Genomic DNA, 22811 nt, shown 5'->3' with positions numbered 1-22811 from the left:
CCACTCACCTCCGGCGTCGCGCAGCCCCGGCCCGTTGTCAAGCCGAGGCGCTTGCGGGCGAGTGCTTCCGCTTTGCCTCAGGCCATCGCCGTCGCGCCGCGTCTTGCCTTCCAAAGCACCAGCACCATCACCAGGATGTTCAGCAGGTTCCAGGCGATGCCGTTAAGGAATGCGGCGGCGTAGGAGCCGGTCAGGTCGTAGATCCAGCCCGACATCCAGCCGCCGATCGCCATGCCGAAAATGGTCGCCATGATGACGATGCCGACGCGTTGGCCGGCCTCCCTGGCGGGCATGTATTCCCGCACGATGATCGCATAGCAGGGCACGATGCCACCCTGCGACAGGCCGAAGACCAGCGAAACGACATAGAGCGAGGCAAGCCCGTCGAAGGGAATGTAAAAGAACAGTGACAGGCATTGCAGCACCGAGCCGATAAGCAGGGTCTTCACTCCGCCGATGCGGTCGGCAACGAAGCCCGAAGCCACGCGGCTGACCACGCCGGCCGCCATCATGATCGACAGCATGTCGGCGCCATGCGCGACGCCGTAGCCGAGATCCATGCAATAGGCCACGATATGCACCTGCGGCATCGACATCGCCACGCAGCAGCCAAGACCAGCAATGACGAGCAGCACCTGGAGTGCCGTTGGCGACAACGAGATCGGCTGCACCAGCCGGCTGCCCGCAGAACCGGCGGCCGCGATCGGGGCGCCGCGCCGCAGCATCAGCACCAGCGGCACCATGGTCGCCAGGCAGAAGATGCCGATGGCCACATAGGTGAAGCGCCAGCCTTCCGCCTTCATCAGGGGTGGCATGACGGTAGGCCAGATCGTTCCGGCGAGATAGCTGCCGGCCGCGGCCGCCGCCACGGCGACGCCGCGCCGGCGGTTGAACCAGTGCGAGATGTCAGCGATCAGCGGCCCGAAGATCGCCGATGTACCGACCCCGATCAGCAGGCCCTGGGCGAGCGTGAACTGCAGGATCGAGGTCGACAGCGCCGCCAGCAGGAAGCCGGCAACCAGCGCCATCGAGGAAACAAGCGCCGGGATCCAGTAGCCGACACGGTCGATGGCGCGCCCGACCAGAACGTTTCCGGCGGCAAAGCCGACCATGGTCGCGGTGTAGGGCAGAGCGGCGTCGGCCCTGTCGACGCCGAACTCGGCCTGCACGGCCGGCAGCACCACGACCACGGCCCACATGCCGACGCCGCCGACTGTTGACAAAAGCATCGACACCGCCAGCCGTATCCATGCATGCGAGCTGTCGACGACCGCATTGCCGGCTGCTGGTGAGGAGAAGATCGAGGCCAAGCTGTTTCCCATTCCGTCATCGACATTGACCATTGTCGCGGTCATGCGGCCTAGCGGCCGACGGTCCTTCCACCACTATCGGCGCATTCGCGGCGCCGAGCAGCGCCACGTGGGTAATTCCATGGTTCCAAGGTTCGCCGGTTCCGGGCTCACCGGAACGTGCGACGATGAAGGGACGTTTTGCAATCGGCTCAACGCGAAGGAGATTGCCATGACCGCGAAACGGAAATGGTCGGCTGAGGTGACCGAGCACAGCAATGCCATGGATCTCGAAGACCATGTCTTCGAATCCCACGACCCGAAGAAGATCGCGGCTTCGCTCAAGCGGTCGGCCGAACACAGCGACCGGCGCAAGGCCGAACCGTTCCAGTCCGCCATGTCGATGCTGAACTTCTACATCAACCGTGCCGGCAAGAACCTGCCGGCGAAGCAGAAGAAGGTGCTCGAGGACGCCAAGGACGAACTGCGCGCGGCGTTCGGACGTGAGAAGGAAGAGTAGGCAGAAAGCCGCGTGACGGGTTCCTGGAACGGCTTATCGTGACCTGATCACGCCGTCTGTGTTGGCGAGCAGCCTGCGCACCGCGGCACGCGCCGCGTCGGGCCGCTGCAGGCGGATGTTCTTCTCGATCGCCTCATGCATCTTCTGTGCGTGCTGCAAATCGTCGAGTTCCCGCGTCGTATAGGTGAAGAGATGGTCGAAGGCGGATTCGATCAGCACCCCGAGCGGCACCAGCAGGTCGTTGCCAGACGCCCGCAGGATCGCGAGATGAAAGCGCGTGTCGGCGCGGGTGCGCTCCTGCAGGCTTGGTGCCTCGCCCATCTCGCGGCAGGCCTGGCTGATTTCGGCCATCTGCTCGTCGGTCCGCCGCATTGCGGCAAAAGCGGATGCCTCCGGCTCGATGATGTGGCGGAATTCCTGCACCGTCTTCAGAAATACCTCGCGGTCCGGCGAGGTCGCGTACCAGGCAAGCACGTCGCGGTCGAGCAGATTCCAACGTTCTTTCGGCTCGACCCAGCTGCCGATCTTCGGGCGCGAGGCGAGCAGGCTTTTGGCCATCAGCATCTTGATCGCCTCGCGTACCGCCGAGCGGCTGACGCTGAAGGTCTCCGACCATTTGGCTTCGTTGGGCAGGATGGTGCCGGGCGGATAGTCGCCGCGCACGATCCTGAGCCCGATTTCGCTGGCCAGCGAGGTGTGCACGCTGGAACCCGGAATGCGCGCCGCATCGGTGCGGCGAACGCCGGCCTGACGCTCGGCCGATGCCGCTTTTGCCGGCGATTTTTCCTTGTTCGGCTTCGCGTCCCGCATAGGCTCCAGAAAGTCCGGATTGAGCAAGCTGTCAAGCACGGCAAGCGGGTTCGCCCGCAAAGCCGGCTTCTGTGCACAGATCAACCCGGATCTGCCCCTATTCAGGTGGTCTTGACGTATTGGCGCCAGCTGTGTTCCGGCCGAAAGCCCAGCATGTCGCGCGCCTTGCGATTGGACAACAGCGTCTCGAATTCCCCGAGCTCACCCTTGACCCGCACTCCGGGATAGAAGCGCTTCAGCAGTTCCGCGGTCGGCAGGTCCGACGACGTGTCGTCATTGGCAGCGTTGAACACCTGGTAGCCGAGCCCATCCTTCTCGATGGCGCGCAGCGTGATCTGGCCGAGGTCGCGCGCATCGACATAGCTCCAGGCGATGCGCTTGCGGAAACCGGGATCGGCGAACCATTTCGGAAACAGGGAATATTCGTGCGGTTCGATGACGTTGCCGATGCGCAATGCATAGATGTCGGTACCGTCGCGCTGCGCAAAGGCCCGTGCCGTCTTCTCGTTGACGACCTTGGAAAGGGCATAGCTGTCCATCGGATCGACGTCGTATTCTTCGTCGAGCGGGAAATATTTCGGCGCGCGCGGCTCGTTGGCGAAGACCAGCCCGTAGGTCGTCTCGCTGGAGGCGATGATCACCTTGCGGATGCCGAGCTTCACCGCCGCCTCGATGACATTGTAGGTACCGAGCGCGTTGATGCGGAACACTTCGTTGTCGGGCGTGATCATGATGCGGGGGATCGCGGCGAAATGCACCACGGCGTCGACGGGCTGGGGACGCAGCGACGGGTCGAATTCATGCAAGCCCGCATAGCTCGACAGCGCGTTGAACACCTGCCCGCTGTCGGTGATGTCGGTGATCAGCGTGCGCACCTTGGGATTGTCGAGCGGCTTGGTGTCGATGTTGAGCACCTGGCAGCCCTGCTCCACCAGATATTGTACGACGTGGCGCCCAGCCTTGCCGCTGCCGCCGGTAAACATGATCCGCTTCATTATTCTGGTCTCCACGAAAGCTCAGGATTATGTGTATTGTCAGACAATATTGCTTTCTGCAACCGCTTGCGGCTAAAACAGCGGCGACATTATCGATAATCGCAACACAGGACAGACAGAATGAACACGACCGCCCCGAGCGAGAAGATCGGCTTCATCGGCCTTGGCCTGATGGGTCATGGCATCGCCAAGAATATCGTCGATAAAGGCTATCACCTGACCTTTCTCGGCCGCAAGAATCGCAAGCCGGCGGAGGATATGGCTAATCGCGGCGCCCACGAAGCCGCGACCTCCCGCGACGTGGCGGCGGCATCGACGATCGTCTTCATCTGCGTCACCGGTTCGCGTGAGGTCGAAGCGATCATTCGAGGCCCCGGCGGTCTCAAGGAAGGATTGAGAAAAGGCTCGGTCGTCGTCGACTGCTCGACCTCCGACCCGGTCTCGACCGTTGCGCTGGCCGCCGAACTCAAGGCGCTCGGCGTCGACTATGTCGATGCACCGCTCAGCCGCACGCCGAAGGAGGCCTGGGAAGGCACGCTCGACGCCATGGTCGGCGCACCCGACGCCGTCTTTGCCAGGATCAAACCGGTGATCGAAACCTGGGCCGGCCGTATCGTCCATATCGGCGACACCGGCGACGGCCACCGCATGAAATTGCTCAATAATTTCGTCTCGCTGGGCTATGCCGCGATCTTTTCCGAGGCATTGGCCTTGGCCGAGAAGGTCGGCATATCGCCGGCGCGCTTCGACAGCGTCATCCGCAACGGCCGCATGGATTGCGGCTTCTACCAGACCTTCATGCGTTGGACGCTGGAGGGCGACCGCGACGCCCACAAATTCACTATTGCCAACGCCTTCAAGGACTTGACCTACCTCGAATCGATGGCGGGTTCTGCCGGCATTGCCAACCCGCTCGGCAACGCCACCAAGAACGCCTTCGCCGGGGCACACGCCACCGGACCGGCCGAGCAGTACGTGCCGATGCTGGCCACCTATATCGGCAAGGTCAACGGTGTCGATCTGATGCCGATGAAAAATGGAAAGAAACAGACGATTTAAGGGTGAGAAGCGGTCCGCGCACGGATGAAAAGCCAAATAGCTTGGCTTTTCGAGCTTCGAACGCCCGGAGCCTGCGAAGGGCCGCAGAAGACTACGCATTGCCCATAGAAAGGTGATCACCAAGCGCGAGCGTGGATCACCCTCGCCCTCTTCCGATCCCTTCATCCGTATCGGCGAGCAGCTTGTGCACGGCGTTGCGCGCCGCTGAGGGGCGCTGCAAACGAATATTCTTCTCGATCGCCTCGTGCAGCCTCTGGGCCCGCCGTTGGTCGCCGACCTGCTGAGTCGTGAAGACGAAGAGATGGTCGAGCGCCGACTCGATGAGCACGCCGAGCGGCACCAGCAGATCGTTGCCGGAGGCCCGCAGGATGGCAAGATGAAAGCGCGTGTCGGCCCGGATGCGCTCCTGAAGGCTTGCCGCCTCGCCCATCTCGCGGCAGGCCTGGCTGATCTCGGCCATCTGCTCGTCGGTCCGCCGCACCGCGGCAAAGGCGCTCGCTTCCGGCTCGATGATATGGCGGAACTCCTGTACCGTCCGCAGGAACACCTCACGGTCCGGCGCGGTCGCGTACCAGGCGAGCACGTCGCGGTCGAGAAGGTTCCAGCGCTCCTTCGGTTCGACCCAGCTGCCGATCTTGGGGCGCGAAGCGAGCAGGCTTTTGGCCATCAGCATCTTGATCGCCTCGCGCACCGCCGAGCGGCTGACGTTGAACGTTTGCGACCATTGGGCTTCGTTGGGCAGGATGGTGCCTGGCGGATAGTCGCCGCGCACGATCCTGAGCCCGATCTCGCTGGCCAGCGAGGCGTGCACGCTGGCACCGGGAAAGTGCGCCGCATCGGGCCGGCGCATGGCGGCTGGACGGCGGCCGGCCTGTGCCTTGGTCCGAATGGCTCGCTTGTTTGACTTTTCGTCCGGCATCCACGTTCCAATGCGTCGGCCGTACCTGTTCCGGTCAGGAACTGTCGGGTGCGCCGATGCCATTGCCGAAAATTCGAACCACGGGCGCGCCAAAGCCGGAGCCGCTGCCCCTGAAATGCGTGTCCCTGTTCGTCAGCAGAGGTGGCGGGGCGCCCGTTGACGAGCGCCCCGATCGAGACGCCTACTTCTGGATGCAGGTGTCGACCGTATCCTTGGTGCATTCGTCGAGGCCGGTGAACACCGGATCGTCGACCTTCTTGCCTTCGACCAGGTCGATCATCACGGACGGCGCCTTGTAGCCCATCTCGAACGGCCGCTGGCCGACCAGCGCGGTGACAAGGCCATCCCGCGCGATCGCCACCTCGTCGCCGATCGTGTCGGCGGCGCCGATGACGAAGTCGTTGCTGGCCAGCTTGTCCTTCAGCGGTCCAACCAGATCGCGATAGGGCTGCGGCGCGCCGAACAGCGGCCAGCCGCCCATGATGCCGAACGCATCGAGCTTGGGGTTGGCGGCAAGAATGTCGGTCATCGCCTGGACGCCCTTGGCGCCGTCGTCATTGGTGAACACCGGACAGCCCGCCACTTCCGTCCAGCCGCCTTCGCCGGCAAGGGCTGCAAGTCCTTCCTTGCCCGACAGCGCGTCACGCATGCCTTGCGCGCGGCGAAGAATGTTGTCGGCCGCCGGATTGCCCTCGATGGTGCAGATCGTGCCGCCATTCGGCTTGGCCTTCTTTATGTATTCGCCGATCTTCTTGCCCATCAGATAGTTGTCGGTGCCGAGATAGGTCTTGCGAAGTGCTGCGTCTTCCTTGGCAAGGTCGGCATCGACGGTCATGATCGGGATCGACGGGTTGGCGCTCTTGATCGTTTGCGCGATCAGCGGCGCGTTGGACGGCGAAATCGCCATCGCCACCGTGTCCGGCTTGCTCAGCATATCCTGCACGATCTGCGCCTCGCCGGCCTCGTCGGAAGTCGACGCCGGACCGGTGTAGAAGCACTCATACTCCGAGTTGGCGTTTTCCTTGTTCCATTTCTCGCAGCCCTGGTGGATCGCCTCGAAGAACGGATTGTCGAGACCTTTCACCACGATGACGAGCTGCTTCTTGGCCAAAGCCGGCCCGGCGCCCAACGCCATGGCGGCGACGGCGGCGAGCAAAACTGTTTTCCTCATGTCAGTCCTCCCTTGGAAACAGACGGACACGGCGTGCCCGCCACACAGATCGGCCGAATGCGAGATGACAGAAGCAAGCGCTCGTGCCGCCAGGCCAGGCCGATAAGTATTTTCAGATGCGACCAGCCCGGCAACGATGCCGGCACGATCGATAATCCTCTACCGGTTGCCCCGTCAAACGACGTCGTCAAAGCCGGCATATCTTCCTCCGACGCTCAACTAATAACGGCTTGCTGCCAACGTCAATTGCTATTTGTCCTACAAAACGGATTTTTCCCGAAAAGCGGGATCTCATTCGTCCGACAATTGCCCAAATCTTATTCGTCAGACAATTGACGCCCGCGCAGGCATTTGCGTAAATGACCGGGTCGCTGCTTCCGGGAGGAGCTGGGGTAGCGAACCGAAGCCGTCGCCCCTTCCGGGACAGACGGCCAGACATGGGAGGCAAAAGGCTGGTGGCGGTTCTCGAACTCACCAACATCTCGAAGCATTTCGGCGCCATCCAGGCGGTGAACGACGTGTCGCTGTCGATCGAGCCCGGCCAGGTCGTCGGCCTAATGGGTGACAACGGCGCCGGCAAGTCGACGCTGGTCAAGATGATCGCCGGCAATTTCCGCCCGAGCCACGGCACCATGCAGATGGACGGCAAGGATCTGATCCTGCACAAGCCGGTCGAGGCCCGCCAGCACGGCATCGAGATCGTCCACCAGGATCTGGCGCTGTGCAATAATTTGACGGCGGCGGCCAATGTCTATCTCGGCCGCGAACTGCGCCGCGGCGTCGGGCCCTTCCGTATCCTCGACTATGCCGCCATGTACAAGCGCGCCGGCCAGATATTCGCCGAGCTCAAATCCGAGACGCGCCCGCGCGACCTCGTCAAACAGATGTCCGGCGGTCAGCGCCAGGCGGTGGCGATCGCCCGCACCATGCTGTCGCAGGCCAAGATAGTGCTGATGGACGAGCCGACGGCGGCGATTTCGGTCCGTCAGGTCGCCGAAGTCCTCAACCTGATCCGCCATTTGCGCGACCAGGGCATCGCCGTGGTGCTGATCAGCCACCGCATGCCCGACGTTTTCGACGTCGCCGACCGCGTCATCGTCATGCGGCGCGGCAGGAAAGTCGCCGACAAGGCGATCGCCTCGAGTTCGCCCGAGGAAGTGACAGGGCTGATCACCGGCGCCATCGAGCAGGTGGTGTGAGAGCGGCAAAACCGGATTTCATTGCGCTGGCGCGTTTCGCTCCCGGCAGGAAAGGTCGATAATGGCAGTCACCCTTGATCAGACGATCGCGCAGAAACAGCACAGTTTTCTGTCGCGGCTGCTCTCCAGCCAGACGTTCTGGGTGGTGATCGCCGTCATCCTCGCCTGTATCTTCCTGTCCTTTGCCACGGATGCCTTCGCCACCCCGAAGAACCTCTTCAACATCACCCGCAACGTCACCTTCGTCGCCATTGTCGCGCTGGGCATGACCTTCGTCATCATCACCGGCGGCATCGACCTCTCGGTCGGTTCGGTGCTGTGCCTGTGCTCGATGGTGCTGGCCGTTACCATGCATGCCGGGTTTTCGATCGAAGTCGGCATCCTGGCTTCGATCGTCACCGCACTCGTCATCGGCGGCTTCAACGGCATTCTGATCGCCTATCTCGGCTTTCCGCCCTTCGTGGTGACGCTCGGCATGCTGTCGATCGCCCGCAGCCTCGCCATGGTGGCCTCCAACAACACCGTCGTCTTCCAGTTCGGGCCCGATCACGACAAGCTGCTGGCGCTGGGCGGCGGCGCCTGGCTGTTCGGGATCGCCAATCCGGTGCTCTACATGATCCTTTTGGCGCTGATCACCGGCTTCGTCCTGCGCTGGACCAAGTTCGGCCGGCACATCTTCGCCATTGGCGGCAACGAGCATGCGGCGACGCTGACCGGCGTTCCGGTGCGCCAGATCAAGGTCGCGGTCTACATGATCTCGGCGTTGTCGGCGGGAATAGCCGGCATCATCCAGACCGGCTGGCTGGGCGCCGTCACCACCAATCTCGGCAACGGCATGGAGCTGCAGGTCATCGCCGCCACCGTCATCGGCGGCGCCAATCTCGCCGGCGGCGTCGGCACCGCCTTTGGCGCCATCGTGGGTGCCGCCCTCATCGAGGTGATCCGCAACAGCCTCGGCCTGCTCGGTATTAACGCCTTCTGGCAGGGCACCTTCATCGGCGGCGCCATCCTGCTGGCGGTGCTGTTCGACCGCATCCGCAACTTCAGGCGAAGCGACTAAAAGCCTGTCTTCGCCGAAGCGGCGTTCATTTCGGTCCTATCGCTCAGTCTGAAAATCGGCTGAAGCGGCCTGCCGCGAATACCGGGCGTGCGGCTATGCCTTGACGGACACGGAAAACCGGCCGCACAATCCCCAAGCAGGCGAAGGGAGGCCAGTCGCCTGCGGGAGGATATACCCATGACGGAAGCGATCAGGCTCTACTGGGGCCGGTTCGGACATGTTTCTGTCCTGAATGTCGCGAGCGACTTCGTCACCCATGCCCATGTCGAGGCACATCTCATCATCTGGCTGGAAGGCACCGCCGGCGAGATGACCATCGGCCGTGAGACGGTCCTGCTTGGACCTGGCACGGCTGCCGGCATCAACTCGCTGCAGCCGCATAGCCATGTGCTGTCGCACGACGGCACCCCAGGCCTGTTCCTCGCCTTTTACATCGACCCGGACTGGGCACGGCGGCGCCGTGACCTGCCCTCGTCCGCGCCGCTTTTCGCGCAGGCGGCAATCACGCTCGAACCCTGGCTGCACCAGGCTGCTGCCGGCCTGCTCGATCATCTGACCGACAATGAGAGCATCGACGATGTCGCCAATTACGAGATCGAGCGCTTCATCGACTCGGTGCTCGATGCCGCCGACGCTTCAGCTCCGCAGGAGCCGCGTGGCCGCGTGAACACCATGCAGGATTTCCGCGTCCGCAAGGCGATCCAGCTGATGAAAGCCAATGTCTGCGAGCGTATCTCCTTCGATGACGTGGCGCGCAGCGTCGGCCTGTCGCGGCCGCATTTCTTCGCCCTGTTCAAGGAACAGACCAGTTTGACGCCCAACGTCTACTGGAACACGCTGCGCATGGAGGAAGCGGTGCGCCAGCTCCAGTGGTCGCATGAGCCGCTGATATCGGTCGCCTGCAATCTCGGCTTCACCACCCAGGGCAATTTCTCGCGTTTCTTCCGCGACCATGTCGGCGTGCCGCCGACGCTCTATCGCGAAGCGGCGCGAGCAGTGTCCTGACGGGCCGGAAAGCGGCTATTTTCAGACTGATTGATACGTGCCCAAGACGCATTGATAAGCACCGCGACCACGATCGGCCTACCGTCCCAAGCAGAACGTTTGCAGGGGAAAGAGCATATGGCTGATGTCACCATCTCCACCGTCATCGACGCGCCGGTCGAAAAGGTCTGGGCGCGCATCCGCGACTTCAACGGACTGCCGAATTGGCATCCGCGCATGGTCGAAAGCCATATCGAGGACGGCAAGGACGCCACCACGATCGGCTGCGTGCGCAACTTCCAGCTGGCCAGCGGCGCGCGGCTGCGCGAAAAGCTGCTCGATTTCTCCGATGAGAATTTCCTCGTCAGCTATTCGATCCTGGAAACGCCGCAGCCGCTCACCAACCACAGGGCTACGCTGCAATTGCGGCGCGTCACCGACGGCGACCGCACCTATGCCGAATGGACCGCCAGCTTCGACGCAGCACCCGAAGAAGCCGACAAGCTGGCCGAGGGCATGGGCGCCAATGTCTTCCAGGGCGGCTTCAACGCCCTGAAGAGCCATTTCACCGGCCAGGGTTGAGGAGCGGGCCATGGCGCTGGCATTGCAGAGTTTTGCAACGGTGAAAGACGCCAGCGCGGCGCTGAAAGCCGCCGGCACGCGCTATCTCGGCGGTGGCACGCTCGTCTTGCGCGCCGCCAATGAGGGCGACGTTTCGGTCTCCGGCCTTGTCAGGTCGACCGACCCGGCCTTGTCGGTCATCACGGTCTCCGGCGGCACGATCCGCATCGGCGCTTCGGTGACCATGGCGGCGATCGCCCGCCATCCCGAGCTCGGCCAGCTTGCCAAGGCCGCGCGTGCCGTTGGCGGTCCGGCGATCCGCAACATGGCGACCGTCGGCGGCAATCTGTTTGCGCCAAGCCCCTATGGCGATTTCGCAGTCGCCCTGCTGGCGCTGGACGCCATGGTGAGCACCAATGACGGCGAAATGCCGATGGAAGCGTTTCTGGCCAAGCGGGGCGGGAGCCGCGCGATCGTCACCTCGGTCAGCTTCACGCGGCCGGCGCAGGGAAGCTTTCGATTCGTGAAGGTCTCGCGGGTAAAGCCCAAGGGCGTCTCGGTGCTCAGTATCGCCGCTATCCTGGAACAAGCCGGCGACGGCACGATATCCTCGGCGCGCATCGCGCTCGGTTGTATGGCCGACCGGCCGATGCGAGCCAAGACAGCCGAAAAAGCGCTGCTCGGCAGGACACTGGACGCGGACGGCATCGCTTCGGCACTGGCCGCCGCGGGCGACGGCACCGCACCAATCACCGACCCGATCGCCAGCGCCTGGTATCGCGCGCAAGTGCTGCCGGTTCATCTCGGTCGGCTGCTGCTCAGCTAGTCACATTCGGGGCGCGCGCTTGCCCTGCGGGGCAGGCGCGCAAGGAGGAAGAATGGCAAAGGTTCCCGTCCAGTTCACGCTCAACGGTTCTGAGAAGGCCGAATTCGTCGAAAGCGGCACCACGCTGCTCAACGCCTTGCGCGACAAGATCGGCGACACTTCGCCGAAGGGCGGCTGCCATCAAGGCACCTGTGGCGCCTGCTCGGTGATCGTCGACGGTGAGCTCCGGCTGTCCTGTCTGACGCTCGCCGAAACCTGCAACGGCGCTGCCATCACCACCACATCGGGTCTTGCCGAAGGCGGCGTCCTGCATCCGCTGCAGCGCGCCTTTCTCGACGCCTTCGCCACCCAATGCGGCTTCTGCACGCCGGGCATGCTCATGGCGGCCAAGGTGTTGCTCGACCACACGCCCGATCCCAGCCGCGACGATGTCGTCGAAGCGCTGTCGGGCAACATATGCCGCTGTACAGGCTACGAGCCTATCATCCAGGCGGTGCTCACCGCCGCTCGCGCCAACTCGCAGAACGCGGCCTGAGGGAAGCAAGATGGAACTGCGCAAAAGCTATTTTTCGGACGTCCGCAAGGATGACCTCAACGAGATCGGCCAGCCGAGGCCCCGCTCGGATTCGCCCGGCCATGTCACCGGCAAAACCGCCTATTTCGCCGACCGCAACTTTCCCGGCATGCTGCATCTGAAGATGGTGCGCAGCCCGCACCATCATGCCCGCATCCGATCGATCGATACGTCCGAAGCGGAAAAACATCCGGGCGTGGTGAAAATTCTCACCGCCAGGGACGTCCCGCACAATGTCTACACCATCCTGATCCTGATCCAGATCGGGCCGGAGGACGAGGCGGTTCTGGCCGACGGCAAGGTGCGCTGGAAGGGCGAGGCCGTGGTGGCGGTGCTGGCCGAGACGGAGCGCGCCGCCCAGGAAGCCGCGGCCAAGGTCAAGGTCGACTACGAGGTGCTGCCGGCCGTCTTCGACATGGAGGAAGCGCTGAAGCCCGGCGCGCCCCTCGTCAACGAGTATCACGGCCAGAACTACTATCTCTATGACAGCGGCGAGTGCCGCAAGGTGCGCTTCGGCGATGTCGAGGCGGGGTTTGCCGAGGCCGACTACGTCCTCGAACAAAGCTACCAGTCCTCGCCGATAGAGCATGCGCCGACCGAGACCACCGGCTGTATCGTGGCACCGGAGGGCAATGACCGCTTCACCTGCTATACCAACACGCAGGCGATGTTCTTCACCCTCGACAACACGTCGATCATTTTGCAGATGCCGGGCAGCAAGCTGCATTTCGTCGGCGGCACGGTCGGCGGCGGCTTTGGCGGCAAGGTCGATGTCATCGTCGAACCGATCGCGATCCTCGGCGCCAAGCTAACAGGGCGACCGGTCTGTTTTACCTACAGCCGCGAGGAGGAGATGCAGATCTCGTCACCTCGCGCGGCCGAAAAGGTCGTCATCAAGGACGGCGTGATGAAGGACGGCCGCATCGTCGCGCGCAAAGTCACCGGCTACACCGACGCCGGCGCCTACTCCCGCCATTCGCCCTATGGCGCCCAGAAGGGCGCGGGGCACTATCCCGGCCCCTACACCATCCCCAATGTCTGGATCGACACGTACTGCGTCTACACCAACCGCACCCCCTCCTCCGCCATGCGCGGCTTCGGCGTCACCATCGGTGACTTCGCGCTGGAGGTGCAGATGGACAAGCTGGCGCGGCTGATCGGCATGGATCCGCTCGAATTCCGCTTCATCAACGCCTATCGCGACGGCGATATGAAGGCGCATCGCCAGCCGACCGAAGGGGCGGCCCTCATAGAGTGCATGCAGGAGGCTTCGCGGGCGGCCAACTGGCCCGTGGCCGAGAAATACATGGCGATGTCCTCCTACGCGAAGGGAGCTTGACATGGCGATCAGGCACGGACGCGGCGTTGCCGCGATCAATTATCCCACGGGCATGAACCTTGGCGGCGATCCCACCCAGGCGCTGGTGCATTCGACCCCAACCGGCAATTTCATGGTGACCCTATCATCGGTCGATCTCGGCCAGGGCATGAAGCAGATCATGGCGCAGATCTGCGCCGAGACAATTGGCGTGCCGACCGACCGCGTCGTCGTCGACACCGCCGATACCGACACCGGCCCGCACTGCATGGGCACTTTCGCCTCGCGCGGCACGCACCGCGCCGGCAACGCCGTCATCCAGGCGGCGAGGGAAGCCCGCCAGGTGATGCTGGAAGTGGCCGCGGAGGAGTTGGAGGTCAACGCCTCCGACCTCGAGACCGACGGTCAGGGCAACATATTGGTGAAGGGCGCGCCGCAGAAATCGATCTCGATCTTCGACGTCGCTCTGTCGGCGCATTTCAAGCGCGGCCGCTCGATCTCGGGACGCGGCATGTTCCTCATCCCGCGCTCCTATCCGGAGAAGGAGACCGGCGCGATGAAGCCGTCGACCTGTTACGCGCATGCCTGCACGGTGGCCGAGGTCGAGGTCGATGACGAGACCGGCGAGGTGACGGTGCTGACGGTGAAGAACGTCTTCGAGATCGGCCGTGCGCTGAATCCCAAGATGGTCGAGCAGCAGCTGGTCGGCGGCTCCTGGATGGGCATCAGCCATGCGCTCTACGAAACGACCGAGCCCTATTATCCTAACCGTGACCACGGCGGCACCGACTTCAACCAGTATCTGATGCCAGGTCCCGGCGACCTGGCCGAAACCGAGATTATCGTGCTGGAGCGGCCCTCGGCAGATGGTCCTTACGGCGCCAAGGGGCCCGGCGAAATGTGCGCCAATCCACAGATTCCGGCGGTCGCCAATGCCGTTTTCGACGCTGTCGGCGTGCGCATCGACACGCTACCGATCACGCCGGAACGCATTTTGCGTGCGCTCAAGGCGCAAGCGACGACCTGAGAACCGACATGCCCGAGGTAAACGCCGAAACGGTCGCGACTTCGCCAGAAGTGGTCGCCGAGCGCCTCGCTGCCTCGCATTATCTGGCTGATGAAAGCCTGGCGACGGCCATCTTCCTGGCGATCCGGCTGGGCAAGCCGCTGCTGCTCGAAGGCGCTCCGGGCGTCGGCAAGACGGAAGCGGCCAAGGCAATGGCCGAACTGCTCGGCCGCGATCTGGTGCGGTTGCAATGCTATGAAGGCATAGACGCCGCGCATGCACTCTATGAGTGGAACTACCAGCGCCAGCTGCTCGCCATCCGCCATGCCGGCGAGCAAGAAGTCGATATCTACGACGACCGCTTTCTGATCGCCCGCCCGCTGCTGCAGGTCCTGAAGGCGCCGGAGCAGCGCATCCTGCTGGTCGACGAGATCGACCGTTCCGACCACGAATTCGAGGCGCTGCTGTTGGAGTTTCTTTCCGACTTCCAGATCAGCATTCCCGAGCGCGGCACCATCCGCGCCACCACACAGCCGATCGTCATCCTGACCTCCAACCGCACCCGCGAACTCGCCGACGCGCTCCGGCGGCGTTGCGTCTATCACTGGATTGGCTATCCCGATGCCGAGCGTGAGGCGGCCATCATCATGCTGCGCGCCGGCGATGTCGCAGAGGCAACGGCACGCGCCGTGGCCACAGCCGTGCAGACCATCCGCGCGCGTCCACTCGCCAAACCGCCCGGCATCGCCGAGGCGGTCGAATGGGCCAATGCCGCGACCATTCTCGAAAAAGGCGGCAGTCCATGGCCGGAAGCCTTCCGCCGCGCCATCGGCGTGCTGATCAAGGACGAGGAGGATCTGTCCTACATCGCGCCCGAGCTCGGCCGGATCGTCGACGAGGTGCTGGCGTGAGCCGCGACGTCATTCAGCAACGCGGGCGGGACAGCGCCCCCCTCTGTCCTGCCGGACATCTCCCCCGCGCCGCAACGCCCTTGCTCAGCTTCGCTCGCCTGCTGCGCCGCTACGGCTTCGCTATTGCCCCGGAACAAGTCTCCCGTTTCATGCAGGCCGTGACCCTGCTGGGGCCGCGCTCGATGGCGGACATCCGTGAGGCGGCCCTGGCCACACTAGCGCCGCCGCCTGACCGCCGCGACGAATTCGAAGCGCATTTCCAGAGCCATTTCTATGGCAACGCGTCAGCTGTGATCGAAGGCGATGCAGACGAGGAAACGCGCATCAAGGATGATGGCGGTGCCGACGACGAACGGATCGAGGCCGAGCAGAAACAGGAAGGCGGCGAGTTGTCTTCCGCCCTGGAGCAGTTGAGCTCGCGCGACTTCCAGCGCGACGACGACAGTCTGACCGCGTTTCGCCGAAAGCTGTCATCGGCCCTGCCCGCCCGATGTTCCTTCCGCACCGTGCGTACCCATTCGCGCGGCAAGCTCGACCTGCGCCGCTCGCTCAGGGAAATCGTCGGCGCAGATGGCGATGTCCCCTCGCCGCTGCTGCGCCGCCGCCAGACCGTGCCGCGCAAACTGCTGCTCTTGATCGATGTCTCCGGCTCGATGAAGCTGCACACCGCCGACTATCTCAAGCTGGCGCATGCCGCCGTCCAGGGCGCGGACCGCGCCGAGATCTTTACCTTCGGCACGCGGCTCACCCGCATCACCTCGGCATTGCGTATCCGCGACCGCGATCAGGCGCTGGCGCGCGCGGCGGCCCAGGTCGACGATTGGGATGGCGGCACCCGCATGGGACCGACCCTGCTGGCATTCCTCTCGGTGCCGCGCTTTTCGTCGTTCACGCGCGGCGCCGCGGTCGTCATTCTCTCCGACGCGCTGGAGCGCGGCGACCATGCCGAACTGGAGATTGCCATGCGCAGGCTTAGCGCCCGCGCCTTCCGGCTGTCGCTGGCGACCCCGCTGGCCGGCGATCCGCGCTTCCAGCCGGCGACAGCGGCGCTGCGCGCCATCCTGCCCGACCTCGACGATCTGGTCGACGGCTCGTCGCTGGCCGGCCTCACCGATTTCATCCTGTCGCTCGCACGCCCCGCCCCGGCGGCCGCGACCATCTGGAAAAGGGTATCGTGATGCAGAAAGCCATCGACGCGCATTTCCACATCTGGCGCCAGAAGGACCAACCATGGCTGGTCGGCCCGATGGTGCCGCGCATCTTCGGCCCTTACGAACCGATCCGCCGCGACTATCCGATCGATGAATTTTTGGCCGACCAAAAAGGTTCGGGCGTCGAAAAAGCCGTCTATGTCCAGACCAATTGGGCCAAGGAGGATTTCGAGAAGGAGGTCGCCTTCCTGCAGAAGACCGCTGACGAGACCGGCTGGCCGCACGCCATCGTCGGCTATGCCGACATGACGGTGGACGATGTCAGGCCGCAGATCGACCGGTTGATGAAATACAGGCTGCTGCGCGGCGTGCGCATGCAACTGCACTGGCACGAGATCCCGGCCTTCCGCTTCGCCGCCTCGGCCGACCAGGTGATCGACCCCAAGGTCCGCGCCAACGTCGCGCGGCTGAAGGATTACGGCCTGTCCTTCGACCTGCAGCTCTTCCCCGCCCAGATGAAGGACGGGCTGACGCTGGTCGGCGAAAACCCGGAGACGAATTTCATCCTGACCCACGCCGGCATGCTGACCGGCATGGAACCGGAAACCACCGAAGCCTGGAAGGCCGGCCTGCGCACACTGTCGGCGGCGCCCAATCTCTACGCCAAGCTGTCTGGCCTCGGCACCTTCGTTCACCGCAACGACCCGGCGCTGATCGCCTACATCATCGACAATGCGATCGATATTCTTGGCAGCGACCATCTGATGTTCGGCTCGAACTTCCCGATCGAGAAGCTCTGGACCGGCCACGCCGAACTGATCAAGGCGCACCGCGATGCGGTGGAGAAGCATGGCACGGCGGCGGAAGCCGACATTTTCTGGAACGCGGCGGAGAAGGTTTACAGGCCGGTGTAGCGCGTCTTTCCTCACTTCACCTCGAACTGTGGATCGACCGGGATCTGCATTGCCGTCACCAGATGGTTGGTCTGTCCCGCCAACCCGATGATCGACACCAGTTCGCCATGCTGTGCGTCTGTCATGCCCTTGGCGCGCGCCGCCGCGGTGTGCGAATGGACGCAATAGGAGCAGCCATTGGCGGTCGACACCGCGATGTAGATCATCTCCTTGGTCAACGGATCGATCGCACTGTCTGCAACCATCACCGCCTTGAGCTGTTCCCAGATACGCTTCAGCGCCGCAGGATCATTGGCCAGCCCGCGCCAGAAATTATTGACGAAATCGGATTTGCGCGTCGCGCGGATGTCGTCGAACACCGCCTTTAAGGCCGGGATTTTCTCCACCTCGGCATCGCTCAGGAGTCTGGTGGTGGCCATGGTGTTTCCTTTCGTTTTTTCAATGCCGAACGTTTGAATCGGACGCTGAACAGCCGCCGCCAATCCATTCACTTCATTCGCTTATTCGCCTTTTGCGACGCAAACAGCACCGCGAGGGTGTGTCGAGATTCAGGTCAGGCCGAGTCGAAAACGACGGGTTCCGAGAACCGGAGCGGAGCGTACTTGAAGTACGTGAGCGCCGGAAGCGCAGGAAGTCGGCGTTTGCAGGCCGGCCTCACCTGAATACCGACACACTCTCTAATGCACCGCCGCATACATAATCTTCTCCTCCGTCGCCTCGGCCGGCGAAAACTCCTCGACGATACGGCCCTGGCGGCAGACCAGGATCCGGTCGGACAGGTTCATGATCTCCGGCAGGTAGGACGAGATGACGACGACGGCCAGACCCTGGTCGGCTAGCCGGTTGATGATCTGGTGGATCTCGGCGATGGCGCCGACATCGACGCCGCGCGTCGGCTCGTCGAAGATGACGACGCGCGGCTTCTGCACCAGCCCCTTGCCGATCACCACCTTCTGCTGGTTGCCGCCGGAAAGCTCGACCACGCGCGCATTGTCGTTGATCGCCCTGATGTTCAGCGTCTTGGTCCATTCGGCGGAGAGCGCGCGCATCTCCTGCTGATTGATCACCCAGCCTTTTTCGCGGCCGGCCGCCAGCAGCCCGCCGAACAGGTTCTCGGCAATGCCCATCGTCTCGAAAATACCTTCGCTCTTGCGGTCCTCCGTGACGTAGACGATGCCGTCGGCCACCGCTTCGCTCGGCACGAGATAGCGCACCGGCCTGTCGTCCAGCTCGATCGCCCCGCCGCGCAGGAAATCGCGTTTGTAAATGCCGGACACGATCTTGAACGTCTCGGTGCGGCCGGAGCCGATCAGCCCGAAGACGCCGGTGATCTGGCCTTCGAAGATCGAGAACGAATTGTTGCGCACGACATTGCTCATTGAGATATCCTGCACCGACAGCACTTTCTTGCCCGCCTTGCGCAGCTTGGCCTCGTCGCGCTGGCGATAGATCTGCCCCGATAGCGTGCGCCCGACCATGGCGGCAACGATCCGGTCGCGATCGAAGGCCGACGTGTCGTCGGTGATGACCAACTCGCCATCGCGCAGGATGGTGATGCGGTCGGCAATCAGCAGCGCCTCCTCCAACGCATGGCTGATGAAGACGATGGAGACGCCGCGCGCCTTGAGCCGCCGAATCAGCGCGAAGAAGTGCCGCTTCTCCTCCGGCGTCAACGTCGCGGTCGGCTCGTCGAAGATAATGATCTCGGCATTGTGGTGCACGGCGCGCGCGATCTCGACCATCTGGCGCTTGGCCGCGCCAAGCGTCGCCACCATGGCGTTCGGGTCGACCGGAAAATTCAGCGACTGCAGGAACTGCTGCGCCGAAATGTAGGTGCCGCGCAGCCGGTTGAGGAATTTCTCGGTGCCGAGATAGAGGTTCTGCGCCACCGTCATCGACGGCACCAGGCTGGTCTCCTGGAACACCATTGCGATGCCCGCCTCGAGCGCCGCATGCGGCGAGGCGTAAGCGATCTCGCGTCCCTTGTGGAACATCTTGCCCGAACTGGCGTCGACCACTCCGGCGATGATCTTGGTCAGCGTCGACTTGCCGGCGCCGTTTTCGCCGAGCAGCGCGTGGATCTCGCCCTTGCGCAATTCGAAGCTGACATTCTTGACCGCGGGCACGCCGCGATAATTTTTGGTGACATTCTCCAGGCGCACGATTGGTTCCATCAAAACCCCCCGGCATCGACAGCCAACACGCAGTCGCCGCCCTTCGAGGCGACGAACAGTTCGCCATCTTTTTCAACCACGCTGCAAATGCCGTGACGTATGCCGTTGGCGCGGCTGTGCAGGCTGAACCGAGGCTGCATCTTCTGGTCGAGCCTGACCACCAGACCGTAGGAGCGGCTCGGCGACCAGGGCTTGTGGATGCCCATCGTGCGGATGCCGCCGCATTGCAGCGGTTCGAGGAAGCTGCGGCTTGAGGCCAGAGCCGGTGCGATCCAATAGGCCGGCGGCACCTGCTCGATCATGTCCTGACGGTAATGCGTCTCCTGCAGCACGAATTCGATCAGCCGGTTGCGCGGCGCAAACAGGGTCAGCCAGGCGCCGCCATCGGCTGCCGGCGACAGCCGCGCGGGATAGCCGGGCAGATGGGTCAACACCGTCGAGCGGCTGCCGCTTGCCGCCTCGAAGCGGATGAGCTGATGGCGCCAGCTCTCGCTCACCAGCACATCCCCCCCGACGGGATGGAGCCCATAGGGAAAGGCGATGGCGCCGGCCACCTTGCGGAAGGTCCCGCCTGCCGCATCCTGCTTCCAAAGCGATCCGGACGCGCCTTTCTTCATCAGGTCGGCCGCCCATTGTGATGGTGCGAATTCGGCCGAACCATTGGCCAGCCACAGAGCGCCGTCACCGGGATAGGCGAGCGCGGTGATGCAGCTGACACCAGCCGGTAGCGAAACATCCCTACCGCCGACCAGGAGCTTGCCGCTTTCCAATCCGACCGTCAGCTCACCCGATGGCGAGAACGCCAGCGCGGTAACGGTGGACGCAAAGGTCTCGACCAACTTGGGCGCGGTACCGGCGGCAATCGAATAAACGGCGTTGCCGCTGGAAGCGAGCAGCTTGTCGCCAGAGATCAGCAGATTGTCCGGTTCGGTCAGTTCGGCAAACGCCGGCGCATCGTCAAGCTGCGTGTTGGGTCGGAAAGCGCCATCCAGCGGCGGGATCGTCACCGCCTTGCCGCGAAATAAATCCAGGATGGGATCGAGGATCATCGCTTTGCTCCCCAATAGGAAGCCGGGCTGGTCCAGTTCGGATCGGCACCCGAGATCTTGTAGCGGCCGATGCGGTTGTTGAGGATGCCGCCGACGAACAGAAAACCCTTGTGCTCGCGCATCGAGGTGACCATCGGATGCGCGCCGCCCGAGAGGTCGCCCATCGCTTCGACGATGTCGCCCTCCTCCGTGAATTTCACCACGCCCCCGGTGTTGATGTTGGGGAACAGCCATTCGTCCTGCGGCAGCCGGCGTGTCATGCGCTTGCGCATGTCGGGATGGCGCAGCGACAGGTCGAAGCTCGGGGTGCGCATGCCGAGCCACGCCATCCAGTAATTGCCGTCGGAAGCGCGGTTGATGTTGTCGGGGTAGCCCGGCATGTCCCGGATGACGCATTCGGCGGTGCCGGCCTTCGGCCCTTCCAGCCAGTAGCGATGCACACGGCAGGCCCAGCTCTCGGCGAAGAACAGCGACTTGCCATCATGCGCCATGCACACGCCGTTGGTGTAGCGGTAGCCGTCGAGCAGCGTCCTGGTCGATCCGTCCTTCGGATCATAGACCAGCAGGCGGCCGGTGGCGCGGTTCTCGATCGAATCCAGCGCCCAGTCATGCGCGTCGTAGCGCTTGGTCGAGTCGGTGAAATAGATGCGGCCGTCCGGTGCTATGTCGCAGTCGTTGGGATCGCGCAGCCGTGCGTCGTCGACGACCGATGTCCAGGAGCGCGACGTTTCGGCCGACAGGCGTTTGACCTCACGATCGGGCGAGACGGAATAGAGCCCCATGGCGCCGACACAACTGATCAGATTGCCTGATTTGTCGAAGGCAAGGCCGAGCGGAAAGCCGCCGATATGAGCGAACACTTCCGACTTCACATAGTCCGGTGCGAAGAAGCGGACGATCTCGCCATGGCGCGTGCCGCAATAGAGGTGGTCGTCACGGTCGAGGATGACATCTTCCGGTCCCTCCAGTTCGCCGAGCCCGATATGGTCGGCGCCCGACAGCCTGTCGTCGAGTTCGTATGATGTGCCGGAGCCGGGCGCCGCCGACTGCGTCTCGCCCATCCTGAGATAGACCGGCGCGACATAGACCTCGTTCAGCACCTTGTGGCGGTTCTTCAGCCAGCGGATGTCGATCGTCACCGCCACCGCCAGCATCATGCCCAGCACCATCTGGTTGGTGCCGGTGCCGTAGCCCAGCCTGATCAGACCGTTGGTCATGCTGAGCACGATGATGGCGCCCATCAGCCCCTTGATCACCGAGCCGCGCCCGCCGCCGAGGCTGACGCCGCCGACCACCGCCGCGGTCAGCGCCATGATCTCAAGGTTGAGGCCGGTGCCCGGCCCTGCTCCGCTCAGCCGGCAAGCTATGAGGAAGCCGCCGATCGAGGCGCAGAAGCCTGAGAAGACATAAGTCATGAACACGGTGCGGCGCACACGGATGCCGGCATTGTGGGCAGAGCGCCGGGAGCCGCCAACCGCCAGCACATGCCAGCCGGGCCGCGAGCGCGTCAGCGCGATATGAGTGACGATGGCGAGGATAATGGCCAACCACACCGAGACCGACAGGCCCCAGAAGGTGCCGTCGCCGATGAAGTCGAGCACATCGGAGGTGGCTTGGGACAGCTGCACATCGGCGGCATAGGTGGTGACCAGGATGTCGAACAGCGCCCGCCCGAAAATGAAGGTCACCAGCGTGGTGAGGAAGGCGCGCAGCCTGAGGTATCCGACGAGATAGCCGTTGACGGCGCCGAAGACGAGGCCGGCGGCAAGCGAAGCGGCCAGCGCCAGCCAGATCGACTGTTCGAGGATGAAGAAGACATAGACGGCCGAAAAGCAGGACAGCGCAAAGATCGAGCCGACCGACAGGTCGATGCCGCCGCCAAGCATCACCACCGTCATGCCGGTGACGACCATCGAGAATTCACCGAGCTGGCGGGTCGATTCCTGCAGCGAGGTCAGTTTGAAGAAGCCCGGAATGATCGAACCGAACACGCCGAGTGTTGCCACCAGTGCCAGGAAGGGAATGGCATTGTCGGTCCAGCGCTTGGTCAGTATCTCGCCGACCAGATGGTCGGGCACGAGATTGTAGCGCCAGGCCTGGAGGCGTTCGCGAAAGGACATCAGGTCACTGCTATTGCGAGAGAAGAGAAAAAGGTGGCGGGGTAATCGCTCCGGAGCAATTCTCAACTTCGCCGCTGCCCCTCATCCGCCTGCCGGCACCTTCTCCCCGTGAAGAACGGGGAGAAGGGATAAGCTCCAGCGTCGACACCCCCTCTCCCCGTTTCACGAAGAGAGGGTAAGGTGAGGGGCAGCGCCGAGGTT

Annotated in this window: 22 protein-coding genes; 13 read left to right on the top strand and 9 right to left on the bottom strand. The window is 63.6% G+C overall.

Features of this window, described 5'->3' with window-relative positions:
* Window positions 1-77: 77 nt before the first annotated feature.
* Window positions 78-1322, bottom strand: coding sequence for an MFS transporter (locus tag FJ959_RS16030; protein ID WP_140500151.1), 1245 nt, complete (start codon window positions 1320-1322; stop codon window positions 78-80).
* Between the two features lie 199 nt (window positions 1323-1521).
* Between FJ959_RS16030 and FJ959_RS16025 the strand changes: the two genes are divergently transcribed.
* Window positions 1522-1809 (top strand): DUF3175 domain-containing protein, encoded by a 288-nt coding sequence (locus FJ959_RS16025; RefSeq protein ID WP_140499848.1) that lies wholly within the window; start codon window positions 1522-1524, stop codon window positions 1807-1809.
* 33 nt (window positions 1810-1842) lie between these two features.
* Here the strand turns inward: FJ959_RS16025 and FJ959_RS16020 are convergent, their stop codons facing one another.
* Both FJ959_RS16020 and FJ959_RS16015 read right to left on the bottom strand, forming a co-directional pair.
* Window positions 1843-2619: a FadR/GntR family transcriptional regulator gene (locus FJ959_RS16020; RefSeq protein WP_140516293.1), complete on the bottom strand. Its 777-nt coding sequence runs from the start codon at window positions 2617-2619 to the stop codon at window positions 1843-1845.
* 101 nt (window positions 2620-2720) lie between these two features.
* On the bottom strand, window positions 2721-3617 hold the full coding sequence (locus FJ959_RS16015) for an NAD(P)-dependent oxidoreductase (protein ID WP_140630845.1): 897 nt from the start codon (window positions 3615-3617) through the stop codon (window positions 2721-2723).
* A gap of 117 nt (window positions 3618-3734) precedes the next feature.
* Between FJ959_RS16015 and FJ959_RS16010 the strand changes: the two genes are divergently transcribed.
* Window positions 3735-4673: an NAD(P)-dependent oxidoreductase gene (locus FJ959_RS16010; RefSeq protein WP_140630795.1), complete on the top strand. Its 939-nt coding sequence runs from the start codon at window positions 3735-3737 to the stop codon at window positions 4671-4673.
* A gap of 136 nt (window positions 4674-4809) precedes the next feature.
* Here the strand turns inward: FJ959_RS16010 and FJ959_RS16005 are convergent, their stop codons facing one another.
* Together FJ959_RS16005 and FJ959_RS16000 are read right to left on the bottom strand one after the other, a co-directional pair.
* Window positions 4810-5592, bottom strand: a complete 783-nt coding sequence (locus FJ959_RS16005; protein WP_140515839.1) for a FadR/GntR family transcriptional regulator — start codon at window positions 5590-5592, stop codon at window positions 4810-4812.
* A gap of 181 nt (window positions 5593-5773) precedes the next feature.
* The gene (locus FJ959_RS16000) at window positions 5774-6763 is read right to left on the bottom strand and encodes a sugar-binding protein (RefSeq protein WP_140580041.1); all 990 of its coding nucleotides are present in this window, start codon (window positions 6761-6763) and stop codon (window positions 5774-5776) included.
* Between the two features lie 455 nt (window positions 6764-7218).
* On the opposite strand from FJ959_RS16000, the gene FJ959_RS15995 reads away from it, so the two are divergent.
* The 11 genes from FJ959_RS15995 to FJ959_RS15945 all read left to right on the top strand — a co-directional run bounded on the left by FJ959_RS15995 (window position 7219) and on the right by FJ959_RS15945 (window position 17267).
* Window positions 7219-7962, top strand: coding sequence for an ATP-binding cassette domain-containing protein (locus tag FJ959_RS15995; RefSeq protein WP_140500157.1), 744 nt, complete (start codon window positions 7219-7221; stop codon window positions 7960-7962).
* Window positions 7963-8023: 61 nt separating this feature from the next.
* Window positions 8024-9022, top strand: coding sequence for an ABC transporter permease (locus FJ959_RS15990; protein WP_140580042.1), 999 nt, complete (start codon window positions 8024-8026; stop codon window positions 9020-9022).
* A 177-nt stretch (window positions 9023-9199) separates the two neighbouring features.
* On the top strand, window positions 9200-10027 hold the full coding sequence (locus FJ959_RS15985) for an AraC family transcriptional regulator (protein ID WP_140630792.1): 828 nt from the start codon (window positions 9200-9202) through the stop codon (window positions 10025-10027).
* Between the two features lie 117 nt (window positions 10028-10144).
* Window positions 10145-10588 (top strand): SRPBCC family protein, encoded by a 444-nt coding sequence (locus tag FJ959_RS15980; RefSeq protein ID WP_140567548.1) that lies wholly within the window; start codon window positions 10145-10147, stop codon window positions 10586-10588.
* A gap of 10 nt (window positions 10589-10598) precedes the next feature.
* A complete protein-coding gene (locus FJ959_RS15975) occupies window positions 10599-11393 on the top strand; it encodes an FAD binding domain-containing protein (RefSeq protein ID WP_140499860.1) in 795 nt (264 codons plus the stop codon).
* Window positions 11394-11445: 52 nt separating this feature from the next.
* Window positions 11446-11928, top strand: coding sequence for a (2Fe-2S)-binding protein (locus tag FJ959_RS15970; RefSeq protein ID WP_140499861.1), 483 nt, complete (start codon window positions 11446-11448; stop codon window positions 11926-11928).
* A gap of 10 nt (window positions 11929-11938) precedes the next feature.
* Entirely contained in the window at window positions 11939-13306 is a 1368-nt protein-coding gene (locus tag FJ959_RS32525) for a xanthine dehydrogenase family protein molybdopterin-binding subunit (RefSeq protein ID WP_140499863.1), read from the top strand.
* Window position 13307: 1 nt separating this feature from the next.
* Window positions 13308-14312, top strand: coding sequence for a molybdopterin cofactor-binding domain-containing protein (locus tag FJ959_RS32520; protein WP_140630790.1), 1005 nt, complete (start codon window positions 13308-13310; stop codon window positions 14310-14312).
* Window positions 14313-14320: 8 nt separating this feature from the next.
* Window positions 14321-15202 (top strand): MoxR family ATPase, encoded by an 882-nt coding sequence (locus tag FJ959_RS15955; RefSeq protein ID WP_140630787.1) that lies wholly within the window; start codon window positions 14321-14323, stop codon window positions 15200-15202.
* Window positions 15203-15303: 101 nt separating this feature from the next.
* On the top strand, window positions 15304-16380 hold the full coding sequence (locus FJ959_RS15950) for a VWA domain-containing protein (protein ID WP_181167242.1): 1077 nt from the start codon (window positions 15304-15306) through the stop codon (window positions 16378-16380).
* The gene (locus tag FJ959_RS15945) at window positions 16380-17267 is read left to right on the top strand and encodes an amidohydrolase (RefSeq protein WP_181167664.1); all 888 of its coding nucleotides are present in this window, start codon (window positions 16380-16382) and stop codon (window positions 17265-17267) included. The genes FJ959_RS15950 and FJ959_RS15945 overlap by 1 nt, the downstream gene beginning before the upstream one ends.
* Window positions 17268-17278: 11 nt before the next feature.
* Here FJ959_RS15945 and FJ959_RS15940 read toward each other — a convergent pair whose 3' ends face one another.
* From FJ959_RS15940 to FJ959_RS15925, 4 genes are all read right to left on the bottom strand, one after another.
* Window positions 17279-17686: a carboxymuconolactone decarboxylase family protein gene (locus tag FJ959_RS15940; RefSeq protein WP_140499869.1), complete on the bottom strand. Its 408-nt coding sequence runs from the start codon at window positions 17684-17686 to the stop codon at window positions 17279-17281.
* 258 nt (window positions 17687-17944) lie between these two features.
* Entirely contained in the window at window positions 17945-19441 is a 1497-nt protein-coding gene (locus tag FJ959_RS15935) for a sugar ABC transporter ATP-binding protein (protein ID WP_140567554.1), read from the bottom strand.
* On the bottom strand, window positions 19441-20490 hold the full coding sequence (locus tag FJ959_RS15930; RefSeq protein WP_140630784.1) for a hypothetical protein: 1050 nt from the start codon (window positions 20488-20490) through the stop codon (window positions 19441-19443). Before FJ959_RS15930 ends, FJ959_RS15935 begins: the two co-directional genes overlap by 1 nt.
* Entirely contained in the window at window positions 20487-22610 is a 2124-nt protein-coding gene (locus FJ959_RS15925) for an SMP-30/gluconolactonase/LRE family protein (protein ID WP_140521557.1), read from the bottom strand. Before FJ959_RS15925 ends, FJ959_RS15930 begins: the two co-directional genes overlap by 4 nt.
* Window positions 22611-22811 lie beyond the last annotated feature (201 nt).

Source organism: Mesorhizobium sp. B2-2-4 (assembly GCF_006442375.1).
Taxonomy (GTDB): Bacteria; Pseudomonadota; Alphaproteobacteria; order Rhizobiales; family Rhizobiaceae; genus Mesorhizobium.
Note: the sequence above shows the minus strand (reverse complement) of the source record. Positions and strands in the feature narration are given on the sequence as shown.

Coding starts and splice junctions, on each gene's coding strand:
- FJ959_RS16030 (WP_140500151.1), bottom strand. CDS start 1,322: ATGGGAAACAGCTTGGCCTCGATCTTCTCCTCACCAGCAGCCGGCAAT.
- FJ959_RS16025 (WP_140499848.1), top strand. CDS start 1,522: ATGACCGCGAAACGGAAATGGTCGGCTGAGGTGACCGAGCACAGCAAT.
- FJ959_RS16020 (WP_140516293.1), bottom strand. CDS start 2,619: ATGCGGGACGCGAAGCCGAACAAGGAAAAATCGCCGGCAAAAGCGGCA.
- FJ959_RS16010 (WP_140630795.1), top strand. CDS start 3,735: ATGAACACGACCGCCCCGAGCGAGAAGATCGGCTTCATCGGCCTTGGC.
- FJ959_RS16005 (WP_140515839.1), bottom strand. CDS start 5,592: ATGCCGGACGAAAAGTCAAACAAGCGAGCCATTCGGACCAAGGCACAG.
- FJ959_RS16000 (WP_140580041.1), bottom strand. CDS start 6,763: ATGAGGAAAACAGTTTTGCTCGCCGCCGTCGCCGCCATGGCGTTGGGC.
- FJ959_RS15990 (WP_140580042.1), top strand. CDS start 8,024: ATGGCAGTCACCCTTGATCAGACGATCGCGCAGAAACAGCACAGTTTT.
- FJ959_RS15985 (WP_140630792.1), top strand. CDS start 9,200: ATGACGGAAGCGATCAGGCTCTACTGGGGCCGGTTCGGACATGTTTCT.
- FJ959_RS15980 (WP_140567548.1), top strand. CDS start 10,145: ATGGCTGATGTCACCATCTCCACCGTCATCGACGCGCCGGTCGAAAAG.
- FJ959_RS15975 (WP_140499860.1), top strand. CDS start 10,599: ATGGCGCTGGCATTGCAGAGTTTTGCAACGGTGAAAGACGCCAGCGCG.
- FJ959_RS15970 (WP_140499861.1), top strand. CDS start 11,446: ATGGCAAAGGTTCCCGTCCAGTTCACGCTCAACGGTTCTGAGAAGGCC.
- FJ959_RS32525 (WP_140499863.1), top strand. CDS start 11,939: ATGGAACTGCGCAAAAGCTATTTTTCGGACGTCCGCAAGGATGACCTC.
- FJ959_RS32520 (WP_140630790.1), top strand. CDS start 13,308: ATGGCGATCAGGCACGGACGCGGCGTTGCCGCGATCAATTATCCCACG.
- FJ959_RS15955 (WP_140630787.1), top strand. CDS start 14,321: ATGCCCGAGGTAAACGCCGAAACGGTCGCGACTTCGCCAGAAGTGGTC.
- FJ959_RS15945 (WP_181167664.1), top strand. CDS start 16,380: ATGCAGAAAGCCATCGACGCGCATTTCCACATCTGGCGCCAGAAGGAC.
- FJ959_RS15940 (WP_140499869.1), bottom strand. CDS start 17,686: ATGGCCACCACCAGACTCCTGAGCGATGCCGAGGTGGAGAAAATCCCG.
- FJ959_RS15935 (WP_140567554.1), bottom strand. CDS start 19,441: ATGGAACCAATCGTGCGCCTGGAGAATGTCACCAAAAATTATCGCGGC.
- FJ959_RS15930 (WP_140630784.1), bottom strand. CDS start 20,490: ATGATCCTCGATCCCATCCTGGATTTATTTCGCGGCAAGGCGGTGACG.
- FJ959_RS15925 (WP_140521557.1), bottom strand. CDS start 22,610: ATGTCCTTTCGCGAACGCCTCCAGGCCTGGCGCTACAATCTCGTGCCC.